A 21,194-nucleotide genomic window follows, 5' to 3' on the forward strand; every position below is an offset into this window, starting at 1 on the left:
AACACACCATGTCAGGCCTTATCCTTGTTTCTCATAATCAATGTCAACGTTCGACGCTTACTGCCGTTTATGAAGGCATACTTTCCCGTCAGGGAGGGCTGTGGATTAGCTGGGATGGTGAGAGCAAAGTGATACCCAGCGACGCGTCAAGATCCTACTTAGTGCAGCAGACTGGCCAGTATGAAACCGTGACCTTCTCCTATACGCCGGGCGAGCTTAATGAGGGTTACCACAACTATATTCACAAAGGACTCTGGCCTGTTTTTCACCAGCGCCCTGACATGGCCCGATTTTCCACCAATGGCTATCAGGAATATAAAAATATTAATAAAGCCTATGCGCGCGCCATTTGCGAAAATGCCACACCCGACGATGTTATCTGGATTCAGGATTATCATCTGCTTGGCTGTGCTTCCTATATTCGTGAAGAAGGGCTGACCAACTCAGTGGGTATTTTTCTGCATCAGCCTTTCCCGGCTGGCAGGATGTTTGAAACGATTCCCGAATGGCGCTGGTTCACTGACTCATTACTCTGTTGTGACCTGATTGGCTTCCAGACGGTACAGGATATGAATAACTTCCTGGTCTGGCTGGAGAGCGAATTCAGACTGGAACGACTGGAGGCACAACGTTTTCGAATTAATGGCCGGATAATAAGAGTGGGTGTATTTCCGGTCGGGATTGATCTTGATGATGTGCAATGTCTGCGCGAGAGCAACAGCTGTGCTTACATGGAAATGCAGTGCCGCGAAAGTCTGCCAGAAAATACCGTGCTTAGCGGCGGCCATCTTGATGAGAGTTCGGGGCTGCCTTACCGCATCAGTACCCTGGAGGTACTGTTAAGAAGACATGATTGCTATCAGAAAAATATCACGCTATTGCAGCTGGCACCTCCGGCAGCCGGACACGCGCATGATGCGTCTGAACTCGGTCATGCGCTGGAAGCACTGTGCGGCGAGCTGAATGGCGTACATGGCACAATGAACTGGTATCCGGTGAACTATCTCACCCATGCTTATAGCCGGGAAGAGCAGGCTGGTATCTATCGTGCCTCACGCGTTGCGCTGGTAACGCCATTAATGGCGGGTATGAGTCTGATGGCAAAAATGTATGTCGCCCTGCAGGACCCGAAAAATCCCGGTGTGCTTATCCTCTCGCAGTTTGCCGGTGCAGCCGAGCAGATGGAGGGAGCCATCATCGTCAATCCTTATGATCCTGACGCCATGGCCAGTGCGGTGCATCGCGCCCTGCAGATGCCGTTACACGAACGGCGAAGTCTGCATGCACGTCTGATGAAAGGCCTGCATATGCACAACAATCATCACTGGGCCGGGGCGTTCTTAAGCATGCTGAACGCTGAGCCGGCGGCGCCTCAGGCTCTGCCGCCACCGGCATTTTTTCCGCGATTAAGCAGTAGCCGGGCGAGATACTGAGATTCAGAACGTAAACGGTGCTTTATAAAGTGAAGGTGTGGAAGTTAACGGGTTCACGCTGATAGAGAGCAGAGCAGATAACGTTTTATCTACCTGCTCATCAATGTTTTATTTGGATCAGTGCTTAATGATGTGATGTTACGGTCTGCATTAAACGGGAGCATCACTATTTCATGACTTTTTGGTATTTTTCCAGATCCTTGCCATACCTTCACTTACAGGGCTGACGCGCGTAAAACCAAATTTTTCGTACAGCGCCGGAACATCTGCCATCAATGTGACATAAGCGCTATCACAGGCATTTTGATCGAGCCACTTTGTCAGCGTTTCCATTATCATGCGGCCCAGACCTTTTCCATGATGCGCGGGATCTACAGCGACATCGACAATATCCATATTCAGCGCGCCGTCGCCTACGATACGTCCTATTCCGATGACGATTTCCCTATAAAGGATATGAATACCATAACAGCTGTCAGGAAGTCCCTGGCGGGCAGCTTCGGCGGGACGTGGCGTCAGTCCCGAGATAATACGTAAGCGGCAAAAATTCTCTACAGACCGAACAGTTCCAGCAAGCTGGTAGTCAGACAAATTTTTATCCTCTTCTCAGCATCCATTTTCTGCAAAGTCTGGTTTTCGACGTTGTTCAGGGCGGTTGAACTGCAAAGCAGGTTTTAGCATCCCATAAGAGCAGCTACTCAGATTCGCTCTGTCATCACACTACGCAGTTCCTCCCTGAGCCAGCTCAGCGGCATATCGTTATCACAGCGTTTATGCCAGAGCAGCGAAAGAGCGATTTCGGGAGTCGCCACCGGTACAGGGCTGGAGCATAAACCGTAATGGGTTATCCAGTCATCCGCCAGACCGGCGGGGACGGTAGCTAACGCGGGCGTGCGCACCAGTAGCGGCGGCAGAGAGGAAAAATGCGGCGTCACGTAGCGAATCGAACGTGCCTTTCCAAGGGTCGTAAGCTGGTCATCAATGGCGCTCCAGGTTGATCCACGATAGGAAACCAGCAGATGATCATGCGCCACGTAATCCTCCAGCGTCAGCGGCGCAGATAACGAAAGCTGCTCCGGATGCCACAACGTACAAAAGCTATGTGAAACGATCTTCTCGCGCTGCAGCGTGGCGGGCGTGTTATCGCCCACCGATATGGCAAGATCGATCTCGCCACGTGCGACCAGTTCCACATCCCTGAAGGGATCGCTGGCCGTGACCTGAAGCGTCACGCCCGGCGCGGTGCGCGTGATGCGCGCATACAGTGCCGGCATGATTGAGCGCTCAACCCAGTCGCTCATCCCCAGCCGAAAAACATGCGTCGCCTCAGAAGGCGTGAAGGATGCTGGCTGAAAAAGGACATTCTGCATCTGCGCCATCAGAGGTCCCAGCTCAGCGATCAGCGCCTCGGCTCGCGGGGTAGGCTCCATTCCTCTCGCTGTCCGCACAAAGAGCGGATCGCTGAACATCACCCGCAACCGGGCCAGTGCATTACTGACCGCAGGCTGACCCAGATGCAGCTTTTCTGCTGCACGAGAGACGCTGCCTTCCCGCTTCAGAACTAATAGCACCGTCAGTAAATTCAGGTCGATACGATGAAAATCATTTTCTCTGATAGTGAGCATCAGTTTAATCAATTTGAGTGATATGGATTGTCTGAGGATACTGCCCACCACGTTGTGATGAAACATTCTGGAGAATAATTGATGAAAATTTTACTGATGCTGGTGGCGTCACTTATGGCATTCAGTCCGGCCTATGCAGCCGAACAGCCGTCTGCACGGGATCAACAGGCTCCGGGTTATTACCGGATGATGTTAGGTAAATTGCGCATTACCGCCGTTTCCGACGGCACGGTGACCATTCCCCTTAATACATTACTGACAAACATTTCACCGGATAAACTCAGCAAGGGAATGGCCAGAGAGGCGATGACGCCGCAGGCTGAAACGTCGATTAACGCCTTTGTTATCGATGATGGCAAAAAGCGCATCTTAGTCGATACTGGCGCCGGTGAGCTTTTTGGCCACGATGGCGGACATCTGCTGACCAACCTGGCCGCTGCTGGCTATCCGGCTGAATCGATCGATGCTGTGCTTCTGACTCATGTTCATGCCGATCATTCAGGCGGTGTCTCGCGTGCAGGCAAGCCGGCTTTTCCTGAAGCTGAAGTGTATGTGGATAAACGGGATGTCGATTTCTGGCTTAATCCGGCCAACGCAAGCAAAGTGGAAGCCAGTCAGGCTCACACCTTTGCGGATTCTGAACGAACGCTTCGCCCGGTCATGAATGCTGGCCTGCTTAAAACATTTATGGCACCCGCTACATTACCGGGAGGAATCCGTGCTGAGTCGACCGCTGGCCATACGCCGGGCAGCGTACTTTATCGCGTGGAAAGCCAGGGGCAGACGCTGATGTTATGGGGAGACATCATCCATGCCAAAGCGGTGCAAATGCCAGACCCCGAAGTGGCCATCCATTTTGATGTCGATCAGAAACAGGCTATTAATACACGTGAAAGGGTACTGAAACAGGCTGCCGATCAGGGCTACTGGGTGGCTGCGGCGCATATCGCTTTCCCGGGTCTGGGTCATGTTCAGCACGAGGGTAATGCTTATCGCTGGGTGCCCGCTAATTACACCACCCAGCTCGGGCAGTCAGTTTCTGACGAGGCCAACAATTAACACATAATGGGTTTGGCAAAACGCGTTCAGACAGATTTACCGGTCACAAGCTCAAAGCAAAGCAGATTGGATATTTATCGGGCGTCCATTGCGGACGCCTTTCAACATCACTATTTCACTGGGCCTCCTCTGGCACCCGGCCTGAAAGCATGCTTTTTCGCCCGCCAGGCGATGATCAACGCAACCGCCATAAAGGTGAGTAGCGCCCAGGGGAAAGATACCGCACCGGCATTATTGAGAAGCAGTCCTCCAGTAACGCCGCCGCTGGCGATAGCCAGATTCCATGCGGTTGTCACCATCGCCTGAACAACGTCGACATGATTGCCAGCCGAATCAGCGGCGGCCGTTTGCATCTGGGTTGATGCACCACCAAACGACCAACCCCATACGATGACAGCCACATAGACCACAATCTGTTCCCGCATGCCTGCGACCAGCACCACAGAAACCGCCGCCAGTGCTGCAAGGCTGAGCAGAACCAGATGTCGCAAATGACGATCTACCAACATTCCGGTGATCCAGATGCCGACCAATGCCGCGATGCCAAAAATCAGCAGGATAAGTCCGACGTTTCCGGTCAGTCCCGACAACTGCAGGAATGGTCCGATGAACGTATAAAGAATGTTGTGAGCCGTCATCCACAGAAAGATAACCGCCAGAACGGGCCTGACGCCGGGCATACGGAAAACCTGCCATACCGGCAGTCGACGGTCAGCCTGCTGGCCCGGCAGGTCAGGAATCGCCACCCATGTCCAGATAAAGAGAATAATGGCCAGTGCTGCCATGATCCCAAAGGGGATTCTCCATCCCATCATACTGCCCAGCCATGCGCCTGCCGGGGTTCCCAGCGACAGGGCAACCGGTATTCCAACCATCGCAATAGCCAGCGCGCGGCCCTGTAATTCAGCAGGAACGAGGCGGCGCGCATAGCCCGCCAGGATTCCCCATGCAAGTCCGGCAGCCACACCGGACATGAAGCGAGCCCCCATCGTCAGCCAGTAGCTGGATGAAAGGGTGGTAACGGTGTTGAAAATCAGGAAAGTCCCGACGGCAAGCAGCAGCACTTTTTTACGTCGCCATCCACTGGTCAGAACCGTTAAAGGAATCGCCGCCAGCAGCGATCCCAGCGCATAGATACTGACCAGCTGGCCTGCCATTACCTGAGAAACACCCAGACCTTTTCCGATCTCCGGAAGCAGACCCGCCGGAAGGGTCTCGGTCAGAATGGCGATAAAGCCAGTCATGGCAAATGCCAGCAGGGAAGCCAGAGGCAGGCCTCGTTGTGTTGTGGTTTCACTGAATGCGGTATTGACGTGCACGTTGAGTCCTTTTTTAAGTTTGTAACGCTTAAATATTGCGAAAACCCGCGTGATAACAGGCTGGCTGATATAAATATCGATCGGTATATATATTCGAAACTATAAGCCCCCGCGCAACTTGTCAAGAATATATGTATCGATTAGTATTTATGTCTGGCAAGTCAAAAAGGAACGGATATGGCTCAGATGGGACGTCCACGAACATTTGACCGTGACGAAGCAATTCGTCAGGCGATGACACTTTTCTGGCAACACGGTTACGAGTCCACTTCGCTTGCCATGCTCAAGTCGAATCTCGGTAACGGTATCACTGCCCCCAGTTTTTACGCCGCATTTGGTTCTAAAGAGGCGCTGTTCGAAGAGGTTGTCGAATGCTATATGACGACTTATGGTCAGGTGAACGATTGTCTATGGGACGATTCGCTTGAACCCCGACAGGCTATCGAACTCGCCTTGCGTCGCTCCGCAAAGATGCAGACAGATCAGGGACATCCCAGCGGTTGCCTGATCGCGCTATCCGTTAATACCTGTTCACCTGCAAACGCGCACATTCGTGAGCTTCTGGCAGCGCAACGTGATAGGACCAGAGCGGGATTTTTGCGATGTGTCACCAGAGCGAAAGAGGCGGGGCTTCTGGTTTCCGGTACAGATGTGCAGGCACTGGCCAGGTTTTTTCACAGTTTTGAAATCGGCCTGTCGACCGAAGCCCGCGATGGCGCAACCGGTAAAGAACTTGATGCGGCGGTATCAACTGCCATGAAGACCTGGGATGCCTATTGTCGTAGTGTTGATTGACTGAAATGGCGCCCGGACTCAACACGGCGGGTGAGTCTTTGTGAGGAGCGTTGTACGAAAGCGGAATAACCGTTGTCCTCAATAAGGAAAAGACGTTTCGTGAAAAGTAAGCTTATGACTGACATCAAAACGTGGGCACGAAACATCAAACGGGATGTGCATGCGGTATGGCTCGCCGCCCGCGATCCCCGTACACCGTTAGTGGCTAAAGTGATGGCGATGATTGTCGCGGCCTATGCGGTTTCACCCATCGATCTGATCCCCGACTTCATTCCCGTTATCGGCTATCTCGACGACCTGATCATTGTACCGCTGGGGATCATGCTGGTGGTGCGTCTTATTCCCCCCGAGGTGATGCGCGAACATCGTGAAACTGCAGCGCAAGCCAGTAAACGTCCTGTCAGTCGCGTAACGGCAGGGATCGTTATCGCGATATGGATTGTTGGTGCCACTGTGCTGTTCAGCCAAATCGTCGCAGCGTTCAGGCATCATTTTTCCTGAAAGCACGGTAGTCGATTTTCCATGCATTGAGCTTGTTATATAACGCCGTTCGTGAGATCCCCAGCAGTTGCGCCGACTGACGCAGATTCCCCTGTTGTTCACTGACAACCTGTAAAATATGCATCCGCTCCAGATTTTGCAGTGAGGGTTGAATCTCTCCGGGCGCATCACTGGCTGAGACTTGCTGCAGGGATTCGGGCAAATCGGCGCGGGTTATTTCTAACCCTTCACTCAGGTTGACGACACGCTCAATCACATTTTCCAGTTCACGTACGTTTCCCGGCCAATCCCAGGCTTGCAGACAGGTCATTGCGTCCGGCGCGACCACAGGCGGAATACGCTTCAGACGTGTGCAGAGCGCCTGAATGAAAATATTCACCAACTCCGGTATGTCTTCACGACGGTCACGCAGCGGAGGAATTTCTAATGAAATTACATTCAGACGATAATAGAGATCGCGCCGAAAGGCATTTTTCTCCACGGCATCCAGCAGGTTGCAGTGCGTTGCCACGATAATGCGGACATTCACTTTCACGGGCTGAGCCGCGCCGATACGCAGCACTTCACTCTCCTGCAGCACGCGTAGCAAGCTGGTTTGCGCTTCGAGCGGCATCTCACCAATCTCATCCAGGAAAAGGGTTCCGCCGTCAGCCAGTTCAAACTTGCCCGCCGAACCACCACGCCGTGAACCGGTGAAGGCGCCATCCGCATAGCCAAACAGCTCGCTTTGCACCAGATCGCGTGGCAGTGCGCCGCAGTTAAGAGCGATAAACGCTTCCTGCTGACGTGGGCTGGCATTATGAATGGCCTGCGCAAACAACTCTTTGCCGGTGCCACTTTCACCGCTGAGCAGCACTGTGCTGTCGGTTCGGCTGCTGACCCGGGCCTTATGAATTGCCTGCTGCAGACGCGACGAGCGGCCGCGAATCATGTCAAAGGTGTAACTGGCATTCACGCCCATGACACGTCGTGTAATGGCACGGATACGCTGATTTTCACGCAGCGACAGCACGCGTCCGCCATCCGGCGCGGGCATCAATGATATCAGGCAGGAGAGGGGGGCCAGGCCGGCTGGCCTGAACTGCAACTCGATGTCATTACAAAAAGGCATGGTCAGCAGCGATCCGCCTTGTGGCTGTAGCAGTTCATCAATCGGGATATTGCCTGGATTCAGCCCGCTGAAAATCTGGCGCGCATAGCGGTTAAGGGTTTTAATGCGTCCCTGTTTATCACAGACAATCACACCTTCATTCAGCGTCTCAAGAATGGACTGCTGTTCAGCCAGCAGGCGTCGTAGCATCAGTTGCTGTCCGACTGCTTCTGCCGCCGCCTGGACCGTGCCAAGTGTGTGGACGTTGAAATTATCAGGCGTGGCGGTCAGTGTGAGCACACCTATCAATTGTCCGTTTTCATTACGTACGGGGGCCGCAGCGCACTGCCGGCGGCGTTTTCGCAAATCAAACTTCCAGTTTTCACCGCTCAACACATAGACCAGTCGCTGTTCAATCAGGCAGCGCGCGGTACAGTTAGTACCCAATACCTCTTCACGCAGAATACTGCCGATCGGTGTCAGGTCGGCACCGCAAAAATGGAGCGTTACACCCTGCGCATCGGTGAGGTTAATGTGCCCGTCCGGATTATAGGCGAGCAAATTTTCCATAATGCTGCGTGCAACAAGAATGAGTTCTGCATTGTTTTCAAGAATCGCAGTCAGTTCGCTGGCTGGGGGCGCGGTATAGGTAAATCGATCTGGATCGATAGCGTACTGCTGCGAGCGTTGCCAGGAGTGCAGAATAGTTTCACGAAGCGCTGGCGGCGGTTCGCCCTGGGTAAAGCTCTCCCAGCTTCGCCATAACAGCGCGTCCCAACTGTCGGCGGCCTCCCTGTCGGGCAGGCTGAAGATCGCCTCGCTCTCATCTCGTAATAACAATTGCTGATTCACACGCCACTCCAGTGGGATTAAATGTCCATTTTATGGACATGTTAAGTTGACATGTAAACTTTGTTGCCAGTTTGAGGTGTGACGTTGTGTCAGCGCTCACAAAATTTCCCGGATTTTGGTTGGCACCACCTTTGCAAAGGTTGATGCAATCACCTGAATCAATCATGCGAAGGGAAATAAGTTGTTATGCGCAAACACAATTTACGGCTGATTCTGTTTATCTGTGCCATTGCTTCACTAAGTGGCGTGATTCTCGGTTATGACGCTTCTGTAATCTCTGGCGTTATCGACCCGCTGACAGAACATCTGAATTTAACGCCATGGGAAAGTGGCTGGGCGGTGTCCAACGTCATTCTCGGCTGCATCGGCGGCGCATGGAGTGTTGGCTTCATTTCTGATCGTATCGGTCGCAAAACGACCCTAATCGTTACCGCTCTACTCTTTTTGCTCTCCGCAGTGGGCGCTGCGCTGGCGGGATCGCTGACCGATTTCGTTATCTGGCGACTGACTGGCGGGCTGGCGGTCGGGATGGCCTCTGCGATTACGCCGCTTTACATCGCTGAAGTTTCACCCAAAGACTGGCGCGGACGGATGCTCGGCCTGCAGCAGATGCTGATGGTGGGCGGACAGGTTACCGTCTATATCGTGAATTACCTGATTGCACGCGGCATGCCGCATCAGTGGATTGTCAGTGAAGGCTGGCGCTGGATGCTCGCCTCGGGCGTGGTGCCTTGCGTGCTATTCCTGCTGCTGGTGCCGTTTATGCCAGAATCACCGCGCTGGCTGGCGCTGAACGGCAAAAAAGAGCGCGCCCTTGAGGTGCTGACGCGTCTTTCAAATGCCCGACACGCCGAGCGACTGTTACAGGAAATCCTGACGTCAAATCGGGATGACAACATTCAGACCCGTCAGCGCGGCATCCTGCGGGATGCGCGGGCACGCTATATCCTGCTGGTGGGTTGTGCCATTGCTATTTTGCAGCAGATCTCCGGTATCAACATCCTGCTCTATTACGCGCCGTCACTCTTACAAAACATCACCGGCAGTACCCAGTCTTCCCTGTTTCACAGCATTTTCATTGGTCTTGCGCTGCTGGCTGGCGTGGCCGTTTGTCTGAGTACCATTGATCGTCTGGGCCGGACAGTGCTGCTGCGCTGGGGGGCACTGGGATGCGCGCTCTCTATGATCTTCACCGCCCTGGCATTTATCGCCGATGCAGGTGGCCTGCTGCCGGTGATTGGACTGCTGGCCTTCGTGCTGATATTTGGCCTCTCATGGAGCCTGGGTGCCTGGCTGCTGATCTCAGAAATCTTTCCTAATCGGATTCGCGCCGTGGCGATGGGCTTTGCGTTCGCCTCGATGTACGTCGCTAATTTTATCGTTACCCAAAGCTTCCCGATGATGAACCGCAGCCAGGTGCTGATGGAACACTTTCATGGTGCCTTCCCACTGATGTTATGCGCGGTGGGATCGCTCATCGCGTTCTGGTTTGTCCGTCGTTTTTTACCGGAAACCCGGGGCGTGTCGCTGGAGCACATTGAACCGCTGATGCTCTCCAAATCCCGTCGTTTCGCTGCTGAGGTGAAGCGATCTGAACAACACCCTTCATCGCCCGCCTGGGCAAAAGCAAAATAATAAGGAGTTTTTATGAACCATCAAACAGTACGCGTGGGTTTAATCGGCGCAGGCCGCATGGGCAGCTTCCATGCGGAAAATCTGGCCTGGCGTGTGCCTGGTGCCACCCTTGCGGCAGTGGCGGATCCGTTCCCTGGCGCAGCAGAGAAGCTCGCCAGCCGGCTTGGGGTGAGCAAATCGTATAGCGATCTGCATGCGCTGCTTCAGGATGATGAAATCGACGCCGTTGCGATTGCCGCGCCAGCACGGACGCATGCGGAGTGGGTGATTGCCGCGGCCAGAGCCGGCAAACATGTGTTTTGCGAAAAGCCTATGGCTGTCACGCTGGATGAGGCCGATCGCGCCATCGCGGCGGCAAAAGAGGCAGGCGTCGTGTTACAGGTGGGCTTTAATCGCCGCTTTGATTCCGGTTTTGCGGCAGCAATTGCAGCGGTAAAAAACGGTGAGAATGGCACGACTCAGCTTAGTCGCTCTGTGACCCGTGACCCAGGCCTGAACGATCCAGCGCCGATTCCGCAATGGACCATCTTCCTTGAAACGCTGATTCACGATTTTGACACGCTACTGCACTTCAATCATGGCGCAAAGCCGGTAGAAGTCTATGCGCTGGCCGATGCGCTGGTGCGGCCAGATTTTAAGGATAAAGGGCTGCTGGATACCTCGGTTGTGACTATTCGCTTCGACAACGGCGCTATTGCTATAGCTGAGGCAAACTTTCAGGCGGTCTATGGCTATGACGTGCGCGGTGAGGTTTTTGGCAGTAAAGGCATGCTGCAGGCGGGCCACATCAATGCCAACCACTGCGTGCGTTACACCGCCAGCGGAATAGCCGTCGATACGTCGCGACTGGATTCAGATCTGCTGCGAGAGGCCTATGTGGCAGAAATGACCGAGTTTGCCCGCTGTATCCGAAGTGGTGAAACGCCTCGCGCCACGGGCGAAGATGCGCGCAACGCGCTGGAAATTGCGCTGGCCTGTATCGAATCTGTACAGAGCAACCTGCCGGTTAAGCTGGGGGCGCGCTGATGGCTGATTATCAACTTTCCGTCTGCGCTGAAATGGTATTTCTGGAGCTGCCATTTACAGAGCGCGTAAAACGCATTCATGAGCTGGGTTTCGGCGTCGAAATCTGGGGATGGGCCAACAAGGATATTGATGCGCTGGTGGCGACCGGTGCGCGCTTTACCTCTATGACCGGTTATCTGAGCGGTAATCTTACCGATGAAACAGAGATAGCGCAGTTACTGCAGAGTGCTGAAGCCTCACTGGCTGTGGCCGAACGTCTCAGTTGTCCTGTACTGAATCTGCATGGCACCGGACTTGACGACCGCGGACTGCCGGTAAAACCCGTGACAACGGTAACGGGCGCTATGTGGCTCAAGGCCGCCGATACGCTGCGCCAGGTTGCACAACTTGGTGAACGAGCCGGACGCGTTTTCACCCTCGAAAACCTTAATCTGCCGGTCGATCATCCGGGCACACCCTTCGCCCTGGCCTCTGAAACGCTGGCGCTGGTCGAGGCGGTCAACAGCCCGGCGCTGAAGATGAATCTGGATCTCTACCATGCACAAATTGGCGAAGGCAATCTGATTGAACTGGTACGGCGCTGCGGTTCAGCGATAGGGGAAATCCAGGTTGCCGATGTACCCGGCCGCCAGCAGCCGGGCACCGGCGAGATCAATTACCGGGCTATTGCCCGGACGCTGCAGGAGATAGTTTACAGCGGCACCGTCGCCATGGAGGGCTGGGCCAGCGGTGATAGCACAGCGGCTGTCCAGCAGTTCCGTGATCACTTTACGTTGTAAGCAGCATGCGTCGGGTATTTGCCTGTTACCCGACGCACAATAATGTTAATGAAAACAATAACAACCTCAACCTACAGGAATTGACTATGAACATCAGAAACCTTCTGCTTTGTCTTTGCTCCTTGCTGTTTAGTGTGGGAATCAGCGCCAAAACGTTTACCGTTGGCGTCGCGCTGGCTAACTTCGACCTTAACTTTGTCTCCATCCTTCGCACTCAGATGCAGAAAGAGCTTAACGCCAGTGAACTCAAGAGCCAGTTTGTTGATGCCAAAGGCGATGTCGCGCTGCAGGTGCAGCAGGTTGATGACTTTATCAACCAGGGCGTTGACGCCATTATTCTCAATCCGGTTGATACTCAGGGTGTTTTACCGATGATCACGGCCGCCAAAAATGCCGGTATTCCGCTGGTTTTCGTAAATCGTAAACCGGAAGTGAAACTGCCAGCAGATATGGCATATGTTGGTTCTGATTCGGCGCTGGGTGGTGAAATGCAGATGGAGGCGCTGGCAAAGAAAATGAACTACAAAGGTAATGTAGCGATACTGATGGGCGCGCTGTCGAATGAAGAGGCCCGTGAGCGTACCCGTGCTGTGGAAGCGGTTATCAGTAAATATAAAGACATGAAAGTTATTGAGAAGCAGACAGCGAAATGGCAACGCAATGAAGCGGTTGATGTGGTTTCTGGCTGGCTGCTAAATCAGCGTCCCATTGACGCCATTGCTGCAAACAACGATGAGATGGCGATTGGCGCGATTATGGCTTTAAACCAGGCGAAGAACGATAAAATCCTTGTGGCGGGAATTGATGGAACACCCGATGGTCAGCAGTTCATTAAAAACGGCAGGATGGTGCTCACTATTTTTCAGGATGCAAAAGGACAGGCTACCGGCGCAGTTCAGGTGACCAAAGCCCTGCTGAACAAACAAAAGGTTGAGACGCTTAACTGGGTGCCTTACAAGCTGATTACACCTGAAAATTATCTGAACTTTGTTGCTGAGAATTCAAAGTAGTCCCACGTTCAGGGTTATTTACGAACATCTCTTTCAGGTGAAAATGATCAACCGCGGTACCTGAACAATGATGAATATGCGCGCGTATTCTGGACCGTGAACGGTGAAATGGGGAATTGAACACGCGCGCAAATTGCCAGTGAATGATTTTCAGCCGTCTCTCTTACAAACCGACCAGCGTAATCTGTTTCTTGATGGTCAGCGCTTTATAGAGTGCTTTAGCCAGGCTGCCAGGCTCAACGTCAGGCCTGACGCCCTCCGGATCAGTCCAGAACGATTTAATCCGCAAAATGGTGTTGATGCTGGTCACGCGCTCCAGTTCCAGAACGGCCAGTACAGGGTGACGCATTTCGCCGAGTTCTTCTATTGTATCGGCTTCAATGACCGCGGCACGGGATGCCTGACTATCAAAGATCACGTGGCAGCGTGCCCCCTTGAGGTTAAGAATGTCGATGACTTCATAAAGGCATTCAACAGCCTCTGCACTGTAGGTTGCGGACACATTAAACATAGCAAATCCCTCTGACGTAAAACGTAGTAAGCAGCCAGCATAGGCGAACTACAATCAGAGTAGAAGTTACTGTTTTTGAATGAAAAATATAGAGTCAAAAGGTGACGATAACGTGTGTCATTTTAACTATTATTTAGACTGGCACTAATAATAAGCGAGACGTTAACAGATTCTGGCGATGGGAGGCGGATTTGACTTAAAGAAGGACTCACATCGGGCATGCTAATCGTTCCAGTGAGCAGTGTATTTACAGATGTAAGTAGCGCATTCAGCTACAGGTTTTCGCTATTTTACACAATGAACCTCAGGTTAAGTTTAAGATTTATCGCTCTCTTAAATCTCAAATTCCCCAGGCTGACTGGAGTAATGACTTAACCTGGCTCAACACTCAGTCTGATTTGTTTCTGCGGTTCAGCGGGATATTCTGGTGGGTCAACATCCTGATGGGGTTTCGCAACTCAGGTGAGTAGTACGGCGTGAAGCGGATTTGGCGGCGGATAAGACGTCCCGGAATTATGCAGGTTTGTTCACATATGCGGGCGACACGCTGGCGGTTACTGCCTGATCAACCAAATTTCAAAATACGAAAGCGAGAAAAGCCACCACAGAGGATGGCTTTGCCTGCACGATAATCTGCGTGTGGCGTGAGAGCATGGCTACCTGAAACCTGAGTTAATCAGGTTCATCACGCCGTGGCGTAAGTTATTTCTTTGTGATTGCTCAATCCCTGAACATTCTCTGACGGGGCGTCCTCAGTCCTGAATGCGCTTACCGTACGCATCATGATAACGGCCTGATCATTCAGCATGGCGGAAGCAGCAAGCGATTCCTCTACAAGAGCAGCGTTCTGCTGGGTGGTGGTGTCGATCTGCGTAATGGCAATATTAATCTGAGCAATACCGTCCGCCTGTTCGACGGCAGCCTGATCGATTTGGCTCAGGATTGTTTTCATCTCAGAAACGTTGCTGATCATGCCGCCCATCAACTGGTTTGCGTCCGTTGCCATTCTTTGTCCGTCTCGTGTCTGGGATGAAGACTTTTCAATCAACGCTTTTATCTCGCTGGATGAAGTGGCCGTCTTCTGTGACAGGGAACGAACCTCCTGCGCCACTACCGCAAATCCCCGGCCATGCTCACCGGCACGCGCTGCTTCAACCGCCGCATTGAGCGCCAGAATATTGGTCTGGAACGCAATCGAGTCAATCAAGGTCAGTATTTCCGCCATCTGACGTGAGGAGGCTTCGATTTCATTCATCTTAACCGTCACGGCCTGCATCATTTCACCGTTTTGACTGACGGCATTCTCAGCCTGCGCTGAGAGCGTGGAGGCAAAGCGCGTATTGCTGCGGGTGTGGGCAATGGTGGCGGTAAACTGCTCAACAGAGGCAGCCGTTTCCTCTACCGAGCTGGCCTGCTCTTCCGTTCGTTCCGATAAATTACGGGTGCCGGCGAGTATCTGATGGGCCCCGGTAGCGATATTTTCTGCACCTTCGCGTATCTGACGGACCATCACACTGAGATTAGTTTGCATGGCGCCAATGGCGTTCATGAGAAGTCCTGTCTCATCCCGACGTTGCGTGCTGATACTGTTAGTGAGGTGCCCTTCAGCGACTCGCTGTACCCGGGCGATAACGTCATAAAGCGGGGCAGTAATCGATCGGGTAATAAACAGTGCCAGCGTAATGGCTGTCAGGATGCTGAACAGAGAGATGAAAATAATCTCCTTGCGTACGCTGTTATATCGCGTAGTGAAACTTTCATAGGAGCTTTTCATCTGGGCTTCCTGTAACCCGATGAAATTCGATACTTGCTTAACATACGCATCCTGTAGTTTCACTGTTGAGTTGAGATAAAACGAGTTTGCCTCCGCTTTATTTACGGCCAGGCGCGACAGGAAATCCTGGCGCGAACTCAGAAATTCGCGGCGTTTGACCTCAATATCATCAAGGATCCTCTGTGAGTCACTGTCGTCTGCAAGACGCCGCAGTTCGCCAAACGTGGTGCTGATATTCTTTGTTTTTTCCAGCATCTCACGCTCAATGGTCACTTTGGAAACGGGATCTTCGGCATTTATCAGCATCAGCTGTAGCTGGACACCCTGATTTATATTCTGAATAAGGTCATTGCCTAAAGATATCGTTGGATAGTCGTCGTTAATCATACCGGTGATACTTGTTCTGGCCATTCCCAGCGCGTTGAGTCCGATAAGGACGCTGACAAGCAGAAAAGAAATCAGTGCGAAATAAGAAATTCCAAGCTTTGATCTGATCTTTAGATTTTCAAAAACCTGCTTAACTCTGTTCATTATTAACGTTCCTGGTGAGTGTGTGGTGAAAATGAAAAGGGGGGTAATGCCGCAATGGTTACCCTAAGCATTAATGTGTTCATTCATGCATTATGATTTATGAAATAACCAAATTGTTGTGGGCAGAGTGGGCGCGACCACAGATATCCCTGTATCAGAACTTCATTTTTCAGATCCATTCGGCTGATAAGTTCTAACTGCTGTTGTGTTTCAATTCCCTCTACGACAATGACTTTACCCAGTTTCTGGGCCAGTTGAATACTGGACTCCATTACTGTGCAGGCAAGTGGGTTAGAAATGGCTTCTTCAGTCAGGCTTTTATCAATTTTTATGCACCTGAAGTTGCTGTTGTAAAGATAGCGAAGCCCTGAACTGCCGGTTCCGAAATCATCCACGGCCATCTCAACACCCGCTGCGATTAAAACGCTGAGAGTTGTCTTTACGCTCATCTGCTGCGCCAGTTCCTGGCGTTCAGTTAATTCCAGCACCAGTTTTATTTTGCAGGCTGCCGTGGCATTCAGAAAGTACTGACAGGCAATGATAAGAGATTCCTGTTCAAAGTGAGAGGAATGAACATTAAAGTTAAGCCTGAACGAAGGCGGAAGTATCAGACTTCCTGCTAAGATTCTGTCAGCAATATCGGTTAAAAGAAACTCTGCCAGTTTGTTCACGATATTATGTTTTTCAGCAACAGGAATAAAAAGGTGGGGCGATATCATTATGGACGGGCTCACTCTCCAGCGTATCAAAACCTCGCCTCCCATAAGGCGTTTTTCGTTCAGGCTGAATACCGGTTGTATGTCAAAAGAGAAAGCCTTGTCTCTAAGGGCGTTAATGATGTAACGCTTTCTGGAGTAGAATCGGTTGAGTGTCCAGCGTGAGGTAAGGAAAAATGCCAGAAACAGGGAAGAAAAAAAACCAGCAGAGATTATAGTATGGTCAATGCCATCGGTATTTTCTGATGAGGTCTCTATTATTTTGTACGGAAACAGGGTGGATTTTTTTAAATAACCATTTTCTTCCACCGAAGAAGATGCTGTTAAACCATGCCAGGAGAGTCGCATTCCATCTGCTTCAAGTGTATAAATTTTGTTGCTTACCAGATGGATTGTGCTGAGTGGTGTCGTAAAATATCCGGCATCTATTGCAAGTGTCATTATGCCATTATTGAAAGGTATTAAAATCACCATTGCATTTTTATCTGGCACGCGATTGGAGCCGGATATGAGTTTTATTGAAATTCCTTTTTCATTTTTTTCGATGCGTTTTCTGATATCGTGCCTGATGTTCAGGTTAACCCTTTCGTTTGGAATGAAGGTCTGACCTGTCGATGAGGAGCAGTAAATATTCCCGGAGGCATCAAACAGAGTCAGCGATCGAATATAGCCGTTTGTCTGAACGGTTTTTTTTTATTGACTGCAGTTGCTGGCTTGTGCAGTCTGTCCCCGTTTTTATTAGTGCGGTGGCACTTTCGATCGCGTCCGCCAGAATTCCGTCGATTTTTATTACCAGGTTCTCCAGTGTCCGGGTTCTTTGTTTGTCGTCAGAGGATGAATTAATGCAGTAAAAAAAGATCGCTGACAAAGCGACCAGAATTGATGAAATGATCAATGACGCCCATAATTTCTTTTTATCCGCACGCTCAGGGTTTTGAAAAGCTTCTGAAATTATAGTTGCGTGCCTTGCCTTCATCATTTCTCCCCTGGTGTTATGTGGTTTAAAAGAAATTAATTTTTCCCAAAAAACACTGGGTCAATGGCTAAATTTTTGTCTGAAGGATTTCGGTCACTCATATAAATAATGAATGACGTAATATCACCTTTTTTTCTAAAATAGATTGTGTAGCGCAACAGCTAATACACTGTAATCTAATCATCAATTTTATGTCAAGATGATTGGGTTGGCGTAAATTATCAGTGTGACGCCAGGTAATAACGGTAAACGTTAATGCTCGGAAAAATAAACATGTCGTTATATCGGCAATGTAACAGGAAAATATAGTTCAAATAAAGTGAACGAGTGCAGGAGCTGTAATCAGTTTAACTGATTACAGCCTGCAGAAAGGGGCTTAAATCCAGAGTTTATATTGATAACGCTAAGTGATCATCACCTCATAATAACCTGCTGCCAGTTCATCCAGTATCCCATCTGTAAATGCCGGTATGTTTTAGCCCTGTGGTGAGGCTTTGTCGGCAAGCCATTGGCGGTAACGTGCTGGCGCCATTCCCATTATCTGTGTGAATGCTTTTCTGAAGGCTGTCTCTTCTGAATAGCCACACTCTGTCACCACCTGTCGTATGCTAATCGTAGGATTCGCGAGCATGACACAGGCAGATTCTATTCTTATGCGGGTGATGAATTCTTTAGGCTTTTCCTGCGTGAGCGCTTTAAGTTTTCGTTGCAGCGTGCGTTCAGTGGTATTAAGTGCTTCAGCCAGTTGAGCCGCGCTGATAGAGGGATTTTTAAACCGTATGATGTCCTGAGCACGTAATAAAAGCGGGTGGCCATTATCTGCCAGCCCGGGAGGGACATAAAGGTGCTGGCATAAAGAGTCGTTGTCCGTTAGCGACATGCCTGCGGCAAGTTTTGCCACATCGGCTCCAGCGCCTTTCTGAATAATATGCAGAACCAGCGAAATCCATGAGAAACATCCGCCGGTGGTCAATACCCGTCCATCTTCCTCAAGCACCTTACCCCATTGAGACTGAGCAAGTGGGTAGCGTTCCCGCATGGTGTGATAAAACCACCACGTTGTTGAAAAAGACTTTCCGTCAAGCAAACCTGCTTCGCCCAGTATGAACCCACCTGTACCTGTTGAGGCGACGATAGAACCGGCGTCATATTGCTTCCTTAACCAGACGGCGGCCTCTTTTACGCCCAGCATATTCACGGGCTCCCGGTTGTTTCCCAGCACCATGCCGGGGGCAATAATGACATCAGGTTGACCAACTGACTGAAAGGAGCTGTCAATGTGAATGAGACGGCCCTGAACGTCCCATACGGGGCCACCATCCGGACTGACGATAACGGTCTGGAAAGGGTCGTTTTCAAACCGGGCTGCATGTTGTGGACTGGAAGCAACGGCATAATTCGCTATCCAGAACATGTCTGCTATTCCTGAAATGGCTGAGAGAACGCTGCCCTCAATAGCCAGTATCGCAATTCGCATTGCCTGAACCCCATGGTGTTAAATTGTCGTAAATTGCGTGAAAATTGTTACTTACTGCGTAACACAATCAAAGCAGCTGTTTAACCTGTTAAGCGTGTATAGAGCCACAACGCGCTACCGTCATGCAAACTGAACCTGAGATGCAAAACATCTGGGCAGTAGATGAATGTAATCAGATTGTTAATAGAGGGTTTTTTCAGCCACAAATGCGTCTGAGAAGGTGAAGGGGATGCATTACAGCGTGAAACTAACGAAGCGTGCAATCAGGCCATAGCCAGATGCTGTGAAGCATCGGATGGCTGCTCTGTAGCTGAGTTATTAAGCTTTAAAATCACAGGTAAATTGCTAATAAACATCTAATTATTTGCTGGTATAGTGACATAAAAAAATAGTCACTGGAGTTTATCGATGTTGAGCAAATACAAAGGTTCGCAAATTCTTTTTCACTGGCTTACGGTTCTGTTGATCATCGTGGCTTACGCTACGATTGAGCTGCGCTGGATGGCAGACAAGGGCACCTGGCAGCGAAATGTGGTTATGATTACTCACTTTTCAGCAGGTTTCTGCATATTGCTCCTGATGATAGCCCGTCTTTTTTTGCGCACCCGCACGAAAACCCCGCCGATCACGCCACCTGTTGCGCCATGGCAGACGGGTATTTCGCATCTGGTGCACACCTTGCTGTATGCACTTTTTGTTGTATTACCGATCCTGGGGCTGAGTTCACGTTACCTGCGCGGAAAAGAGTGGTCCCTGTTTGGGCTTAACATGCCTGTCGCGACGATTCCGGACCCTGCCACTGCCAGTATGTTAATTGACTGGCACGAAACCCTGGCGCCACTGGGATACTGGTTAATTGGTCTGCATGCGGTGGCGGCGTTGTTCCATCACTATTTTCTGAAAGATGACACGTTGCGCAGGATGATGCCGTAAGCGCGTGGCCTGATAATCAGAGCGTGTTGATCGTTCACGATCCTGCACTCGTCGGTGAGATGTACAGGAATTTTGAGGAGAATCATGCTCTGGTTAATAGCGAAATATGCCATTACGGCGTTTATGGTCGTACTGATATCAGAAGCGGCGAAGCGCAGCGATCGACTGGGCGGCCTGCTTGCCGCCTTACCGCTGGTCACTCTTCTGGTGCTGATCTGGATGAAGCTGGAAGGGCAGACACAGGAAAAAATCAGCGCTCATGCCTGGTACACTTTCTGGTATGTGGTGCCGACACTGCCGATGTTCGTTCTTTTTCCTTACCTCTATCAGCGAACCGGCTTCTGGCTGACGCTACTGATATCCTGCGTAATCACTGTCATCCTCTTTGTTCTCTGGGCGCTGTTTTTAAAGCGCTTTGGTATTCAGCTTATGTAGTTAAGGTGACGCTTAAGCGTCACCTTCATTCACCCTGCGAAATGGCCAAACAAAGCGCCAGTCACGCCGGACAGCGCCATTGCGAGACTGCTCCAGAAACTGACACGGATGACGCTGCGTATGACTGGTGCTCCGCCGGCTCTGGCGGCTACAGCCCCTAAAATCATCAGCGCCAGCAGAGCCGAGATAACAATACCCGCAATACCTGAATAAGTCAGAGCGACAATAAGCGGAATTAATGCCCCCACCGTAAAACTGCCTGCAGAGAACAGTGCAGCCTGAAGTGGCCGGGCGCTGGAGATATCAGAGATGCCAAGTTCATCACGCGTATGCGCATCAAGAGCGTCATGTTTCATGAGTGCGGTGGCAACCTCATGCGCTAATTCTTTATTCAAACCGCGATGAGTATAAATTGCTGCCAGCTCGTGTGTTTCAGCCTGATAGTTGCTTTCCAGTTCGGCCTGTTCTTCGGCAATAGCGGCGCGCTCGGTGTCAGCCTGTGAGGAAACAGAAACGTACTCACCTGTCGCCATAGACATGGCACCGGCCACCACGCCGGCTACGCCTGTCAGAAGCAGACTATTAAAAGCGCTGTTAGCAGCAGCGACACCGGTGAGAAGGCTTGCCGTCGAAACAATGCCATCATTGGCACCCAGCACGGCTGCTCGCAGCCAGCCAGATCGCGAAATTTTGTGCGATTCTCCATGTATCAACCGT

Annotated in this window: 20 protein-coding genes; 10 read left to right on the forward strand and 10 right to left on the reverse strand. The window is 51.2% G+C overall.

The annotated features are described in order from the left end of the window. Positions 1 to 8: 8 nt before the first annotated feature. Positions 9 to 1,433 (forward strand): trehalose-6-phosphate synthase, encoded by a 1,425-nt coding sequence (locus tag IAI47_RS19755; RefSeq protein WP_008924610.1) that lies wholly within the window; start codon positions 9 to 11, stop codon positions 1,431 to 1,433. A gap of 171 nt (positions 1,434 to 1,604) precedes the next feature. Here the strand turns inward: IAI47_RS19755 and IAI47_RS19760 are convergent, their stop codons facing one another. Together IAI47_RS19760 and IAI47_RS19765 are read right to left on the reverse strand one after the other, a co-directional pair. Further along, complete coding sequence (locus tag IAI47_RS19760) at positions 1,605 to 2,024, reverse strand: GNAT family N-acetyltransferase (protein WP_008924611.1); 420 nt, start codon at positions 2,022 to 2,024, stop codon at positions 1,605 to 1,607. 107 nt (positions 2,025 to 2,131) lie between these two features. After that, entirely contained in the window at positions 2,132 to 3,058 is a 927-nt protein-coding gene (locus IAI47_RS19765) for a LysR family transcriptional regulator (RefSeq protein ID WP_033742905.1), read from the reverse strand. A gap of 81 nt (positions 3,059 to 3,139) precedes the next feature. Between IAI47_RS19765 and IAI47_RS19770 the strand changes: the two genes are divergently transcribed. After that, positions 3,140 to 4,117, forward strand: a complete 978-nt coding sequence (locus IAI47_RS19770; protein ID WP_008924613.1) for an MBL fold metallo-hydrolase — start codon at positions 3,140 to 3,142, stop codon at positions 4,115 to 4,117. Between the two features lie 110 nt (positions 4,118 to 4,227). On the opposite strand, the gene IAI47_RS19775 is transcribed toward IAI47_RS19770, so the two are convergent. Next, positions 4,228 to 5,436, reverse strand: coding sequence for an MFS transporter (locus tag IAI47_RS19775; protein ID WP_008924614.1), 1,209 nt, complete (start codon positions 5,434 to 5,436; stop codon positions 4,228 to 4,230). Between the two features lie 177 nt (positions 5,437 to 5,613). Here IAI47_RS19775 and IAI47_RS19780 point away from each other — a divergent pair, with 177 nt between their 5' ends. Then, a complete protein-coding gene (locus IAI47_RS19780) occupies positions 5,614 to 6,231 on the forward strand; it encodes a TetR/AcrR family transcriptional regulator (protein ID WP_008924615.1) in 618 nt (205 codons plus the stop codon). Positions 6,232 to 6,345: 114 nt separating this feature from the next. After that, a complete protein-coding gene (locus tag IAI47_RS19785) occupies positions 6,346 to 6,732 on the forward strand; it encodes a YkvA family protein (RefSeq protein WP_008924616.1) in 387 nt (128 codons plus the stop codon). Here IAI47_RS19785 and IAI47_RS19790 read toward each other — a convergent pair. Next, on the reverse strand, positions 6,713 to 8,674 hold the full coding sequence (locus tag IAI47_RS19790; RefSeq protein WP_008924617.1) for a sigma-54-dependent Fis family transcriptional regulator: 1,962 nt from the start codon (positions 8,672 to 8,674) through the stop codon (positions 6,713 to 6,715). The two genes, IAI47_RS19785 and IAI47_RS19790, sit on opposite strands and share 20 nt — an antisense overlap. A 186-nt stretch (positions 8,675 to 8,860) precedes the next feature. Here IAI47_RS19790 and IAI47_RS19795 point away from each other — a divergent pair, with 186 nt between their 5' ends. The 4 genes from IAI47_RS19795 (at position 8,861) to IAI47_RS19810 (ending at position 13,124) form a co-directional block, all read left to right on the forward strand. Beyond that, positions 8,861 to 10,309 carry a sugar porter family MFS transporter gene (locus tag IAI47_RS19795; RefSeq protein WP_008924618.1) on the forward strand — a complete coding sequence of 483 codons (1,449 nt, stop codon included), beginning with the start codon at positions 8,861 to 8,863 and terminating at the stop codon, positions 10,307 to 10,309. Between the two features lie 12 nt (positions 10,310 to 10,321). After that, a complete protein-coding gene (locus IAI47_RS19800) occupies positions 10,322 to 11,335 on the forward strand; it encodes a Gfo/Idh/MocA family oxidoreductase (RefSeq protein ID WP_003855019.1) in 1,014 nt (337 codons plus the stop codon). After that, the gene (locus IAI47_RS19805) at positions 11,335 to 12,114 is read left to right on the forward strand and encodes a TIM barrel protein (protein ID WP_008924619.1); all 780 of its coding nucleotides are present in this window, start codon (positions 11,335 to 11,337) and stop codon (positions 12,112 to 12,114) included. Before IAI47_RS19800 ends, IAI47_RS19805 begins: the two co-directional genes overlap by 1 nt. A gap of 86 nt (positions 12,115 to 12,200) precedes the next feature. Further along, a complete protein-coding gene (locus tag IAI47_RS19810) occupies positions 12,201 to 13,124 on the forward strand; it encodes a substrate-binding domain-containing protein (RefSeq protein ID WP_008924620.1) in 924 nt (307 codons plus the stop codon). A 163-nt stretch (positions 13,125 to 13,287) separates the two neighbouring features. On the opposite strand, the gene IAI47_RS19815 is transcribed toward IAI47_RS19810, so the two are convergent. The 5 genes from IAI47_RS19815 to IAI47_RS19830 all read right to left on the reverse strand — a co-directional run bounded on the left by IAI47_RS19815 (position 13,288) and on the right by IAI47_RS19830 (position 19,046). Continuing rightward, positions 13,288 to 13,635 carry a hypothetical protein gene (locus IAI47_RS19815; RefSeq protein ID WP_003855026.1) on the reverse strand — a complete coding sequence of 116 codons (348 nt, stop codon included), beginning with the start codon at positions 13,633 to 13,635 and terminating at the stop codon, positions 13,288 to 13,290. 685 nt (positions 13,636 to 14,320) lie between these two features. Then, entirely contained in the window at positions 14,321 to 15,940 is a 1,620-nt protein-coding gene (locus IAI47_RS19820) for a methyl-accepting chemotaxis protein (RefSeq protein ID WP_008924621.1), read from the reverse strand. An 83-nt stretch (positions 15,941 to 16,023) separates the two neighbouring features. Continuing rightward, on the reverse strand, positions 16,024 to 17,148 hold the full coding sequence (locus IAI47_RS19825) for an EAL domain-containing protein (RefSeq protein ID WP_370581753.1): 1,125 nt from the start codon (positions 17,146 to 17,148) through the stop codon (positions 16,024 to 16,026). Between the two features lie 151 nt (positions 17,149 to 17,299). After that, entirely contained in the window at positions 17,300 to 17,635 is a 336-nt protein-coding gene (locus tag IAI47_RS22110; RefSeq protein ID WP_255527188.1) for a hypothetical protein, read from the reverse strand. Between the two features lie 472 nt (positions 17,636 to 18,107). Continuing rightward, on the reverse strand, positions 18,108 to 19,046 hold the full coding sequence (locus tag IAI47_RS19830; RefSeq protein ID WP_003855032.1) for a GlxA family transcriptional regulator: 939 nt from the start codon (positions 19,044 to 19,046) through the stop codon (positions 18,108 to 18,110). 471 nt (positions 19,047 to 19,517) lie between these two features. On the opposite strand from IAI47_RS19830, the gene cybB reads away from it, so the two are divergent. Both cybB and IAI47_RS19840 read left to right on the forward strand, forming a co-directional pair. Then, on the forward strand, positions 19,518 to 20,042 hold the full coding sequence (gene cybB, locus IAI47_RS19835) for a cytochrome b561 (protein WP_003855033.1): 525 nt from the start codon (positions 19,518 to 19,520) through the stop codon (positions 20,040 to 20,042). 84 nt (positions 20,043 to 20,126) lie between these two features. Next, on the forward strand, positions 20,127 to 20,477 hold the full coding sequence (locus IAI47_RS19840) for a DUF3147 family protein (RefSeq protein ID WP_008924623.1): 351 nt from the start codon (positions 20,127 to 20,129) through the stop codon (positions 20,475 to 20,477). A gap of 29 nt (positions 20,478 to 20,506) precedes the next feature. On the opposite strand, the gene IAI47_RS19845 is transcribed toward IAI47_RS19840, so the two are convergent. Beyond that, positions 20,507 to 21,187, reverse strand: coding sequence for a VIT family protein (locus IAI47_RS19845; RefSeq protein ID WP_033742906.1), 681 nt, complete (start codon positions 21,185 to 21,187; stop codon positions 20,507 to 20,509). Between the last annotated feature and the right edge of the window lie 7 nt (positions 21,188 to 21,194).

The organism is Pantoea sp. MT58 (assembly GCF_014495885.1).
Lineage (GTDB): Bacteria > Pseudomonadota > Gammaproteobacteria > Enterobacterales > Enterobacteriaceae > Pantoea > Pantoea eucalypti.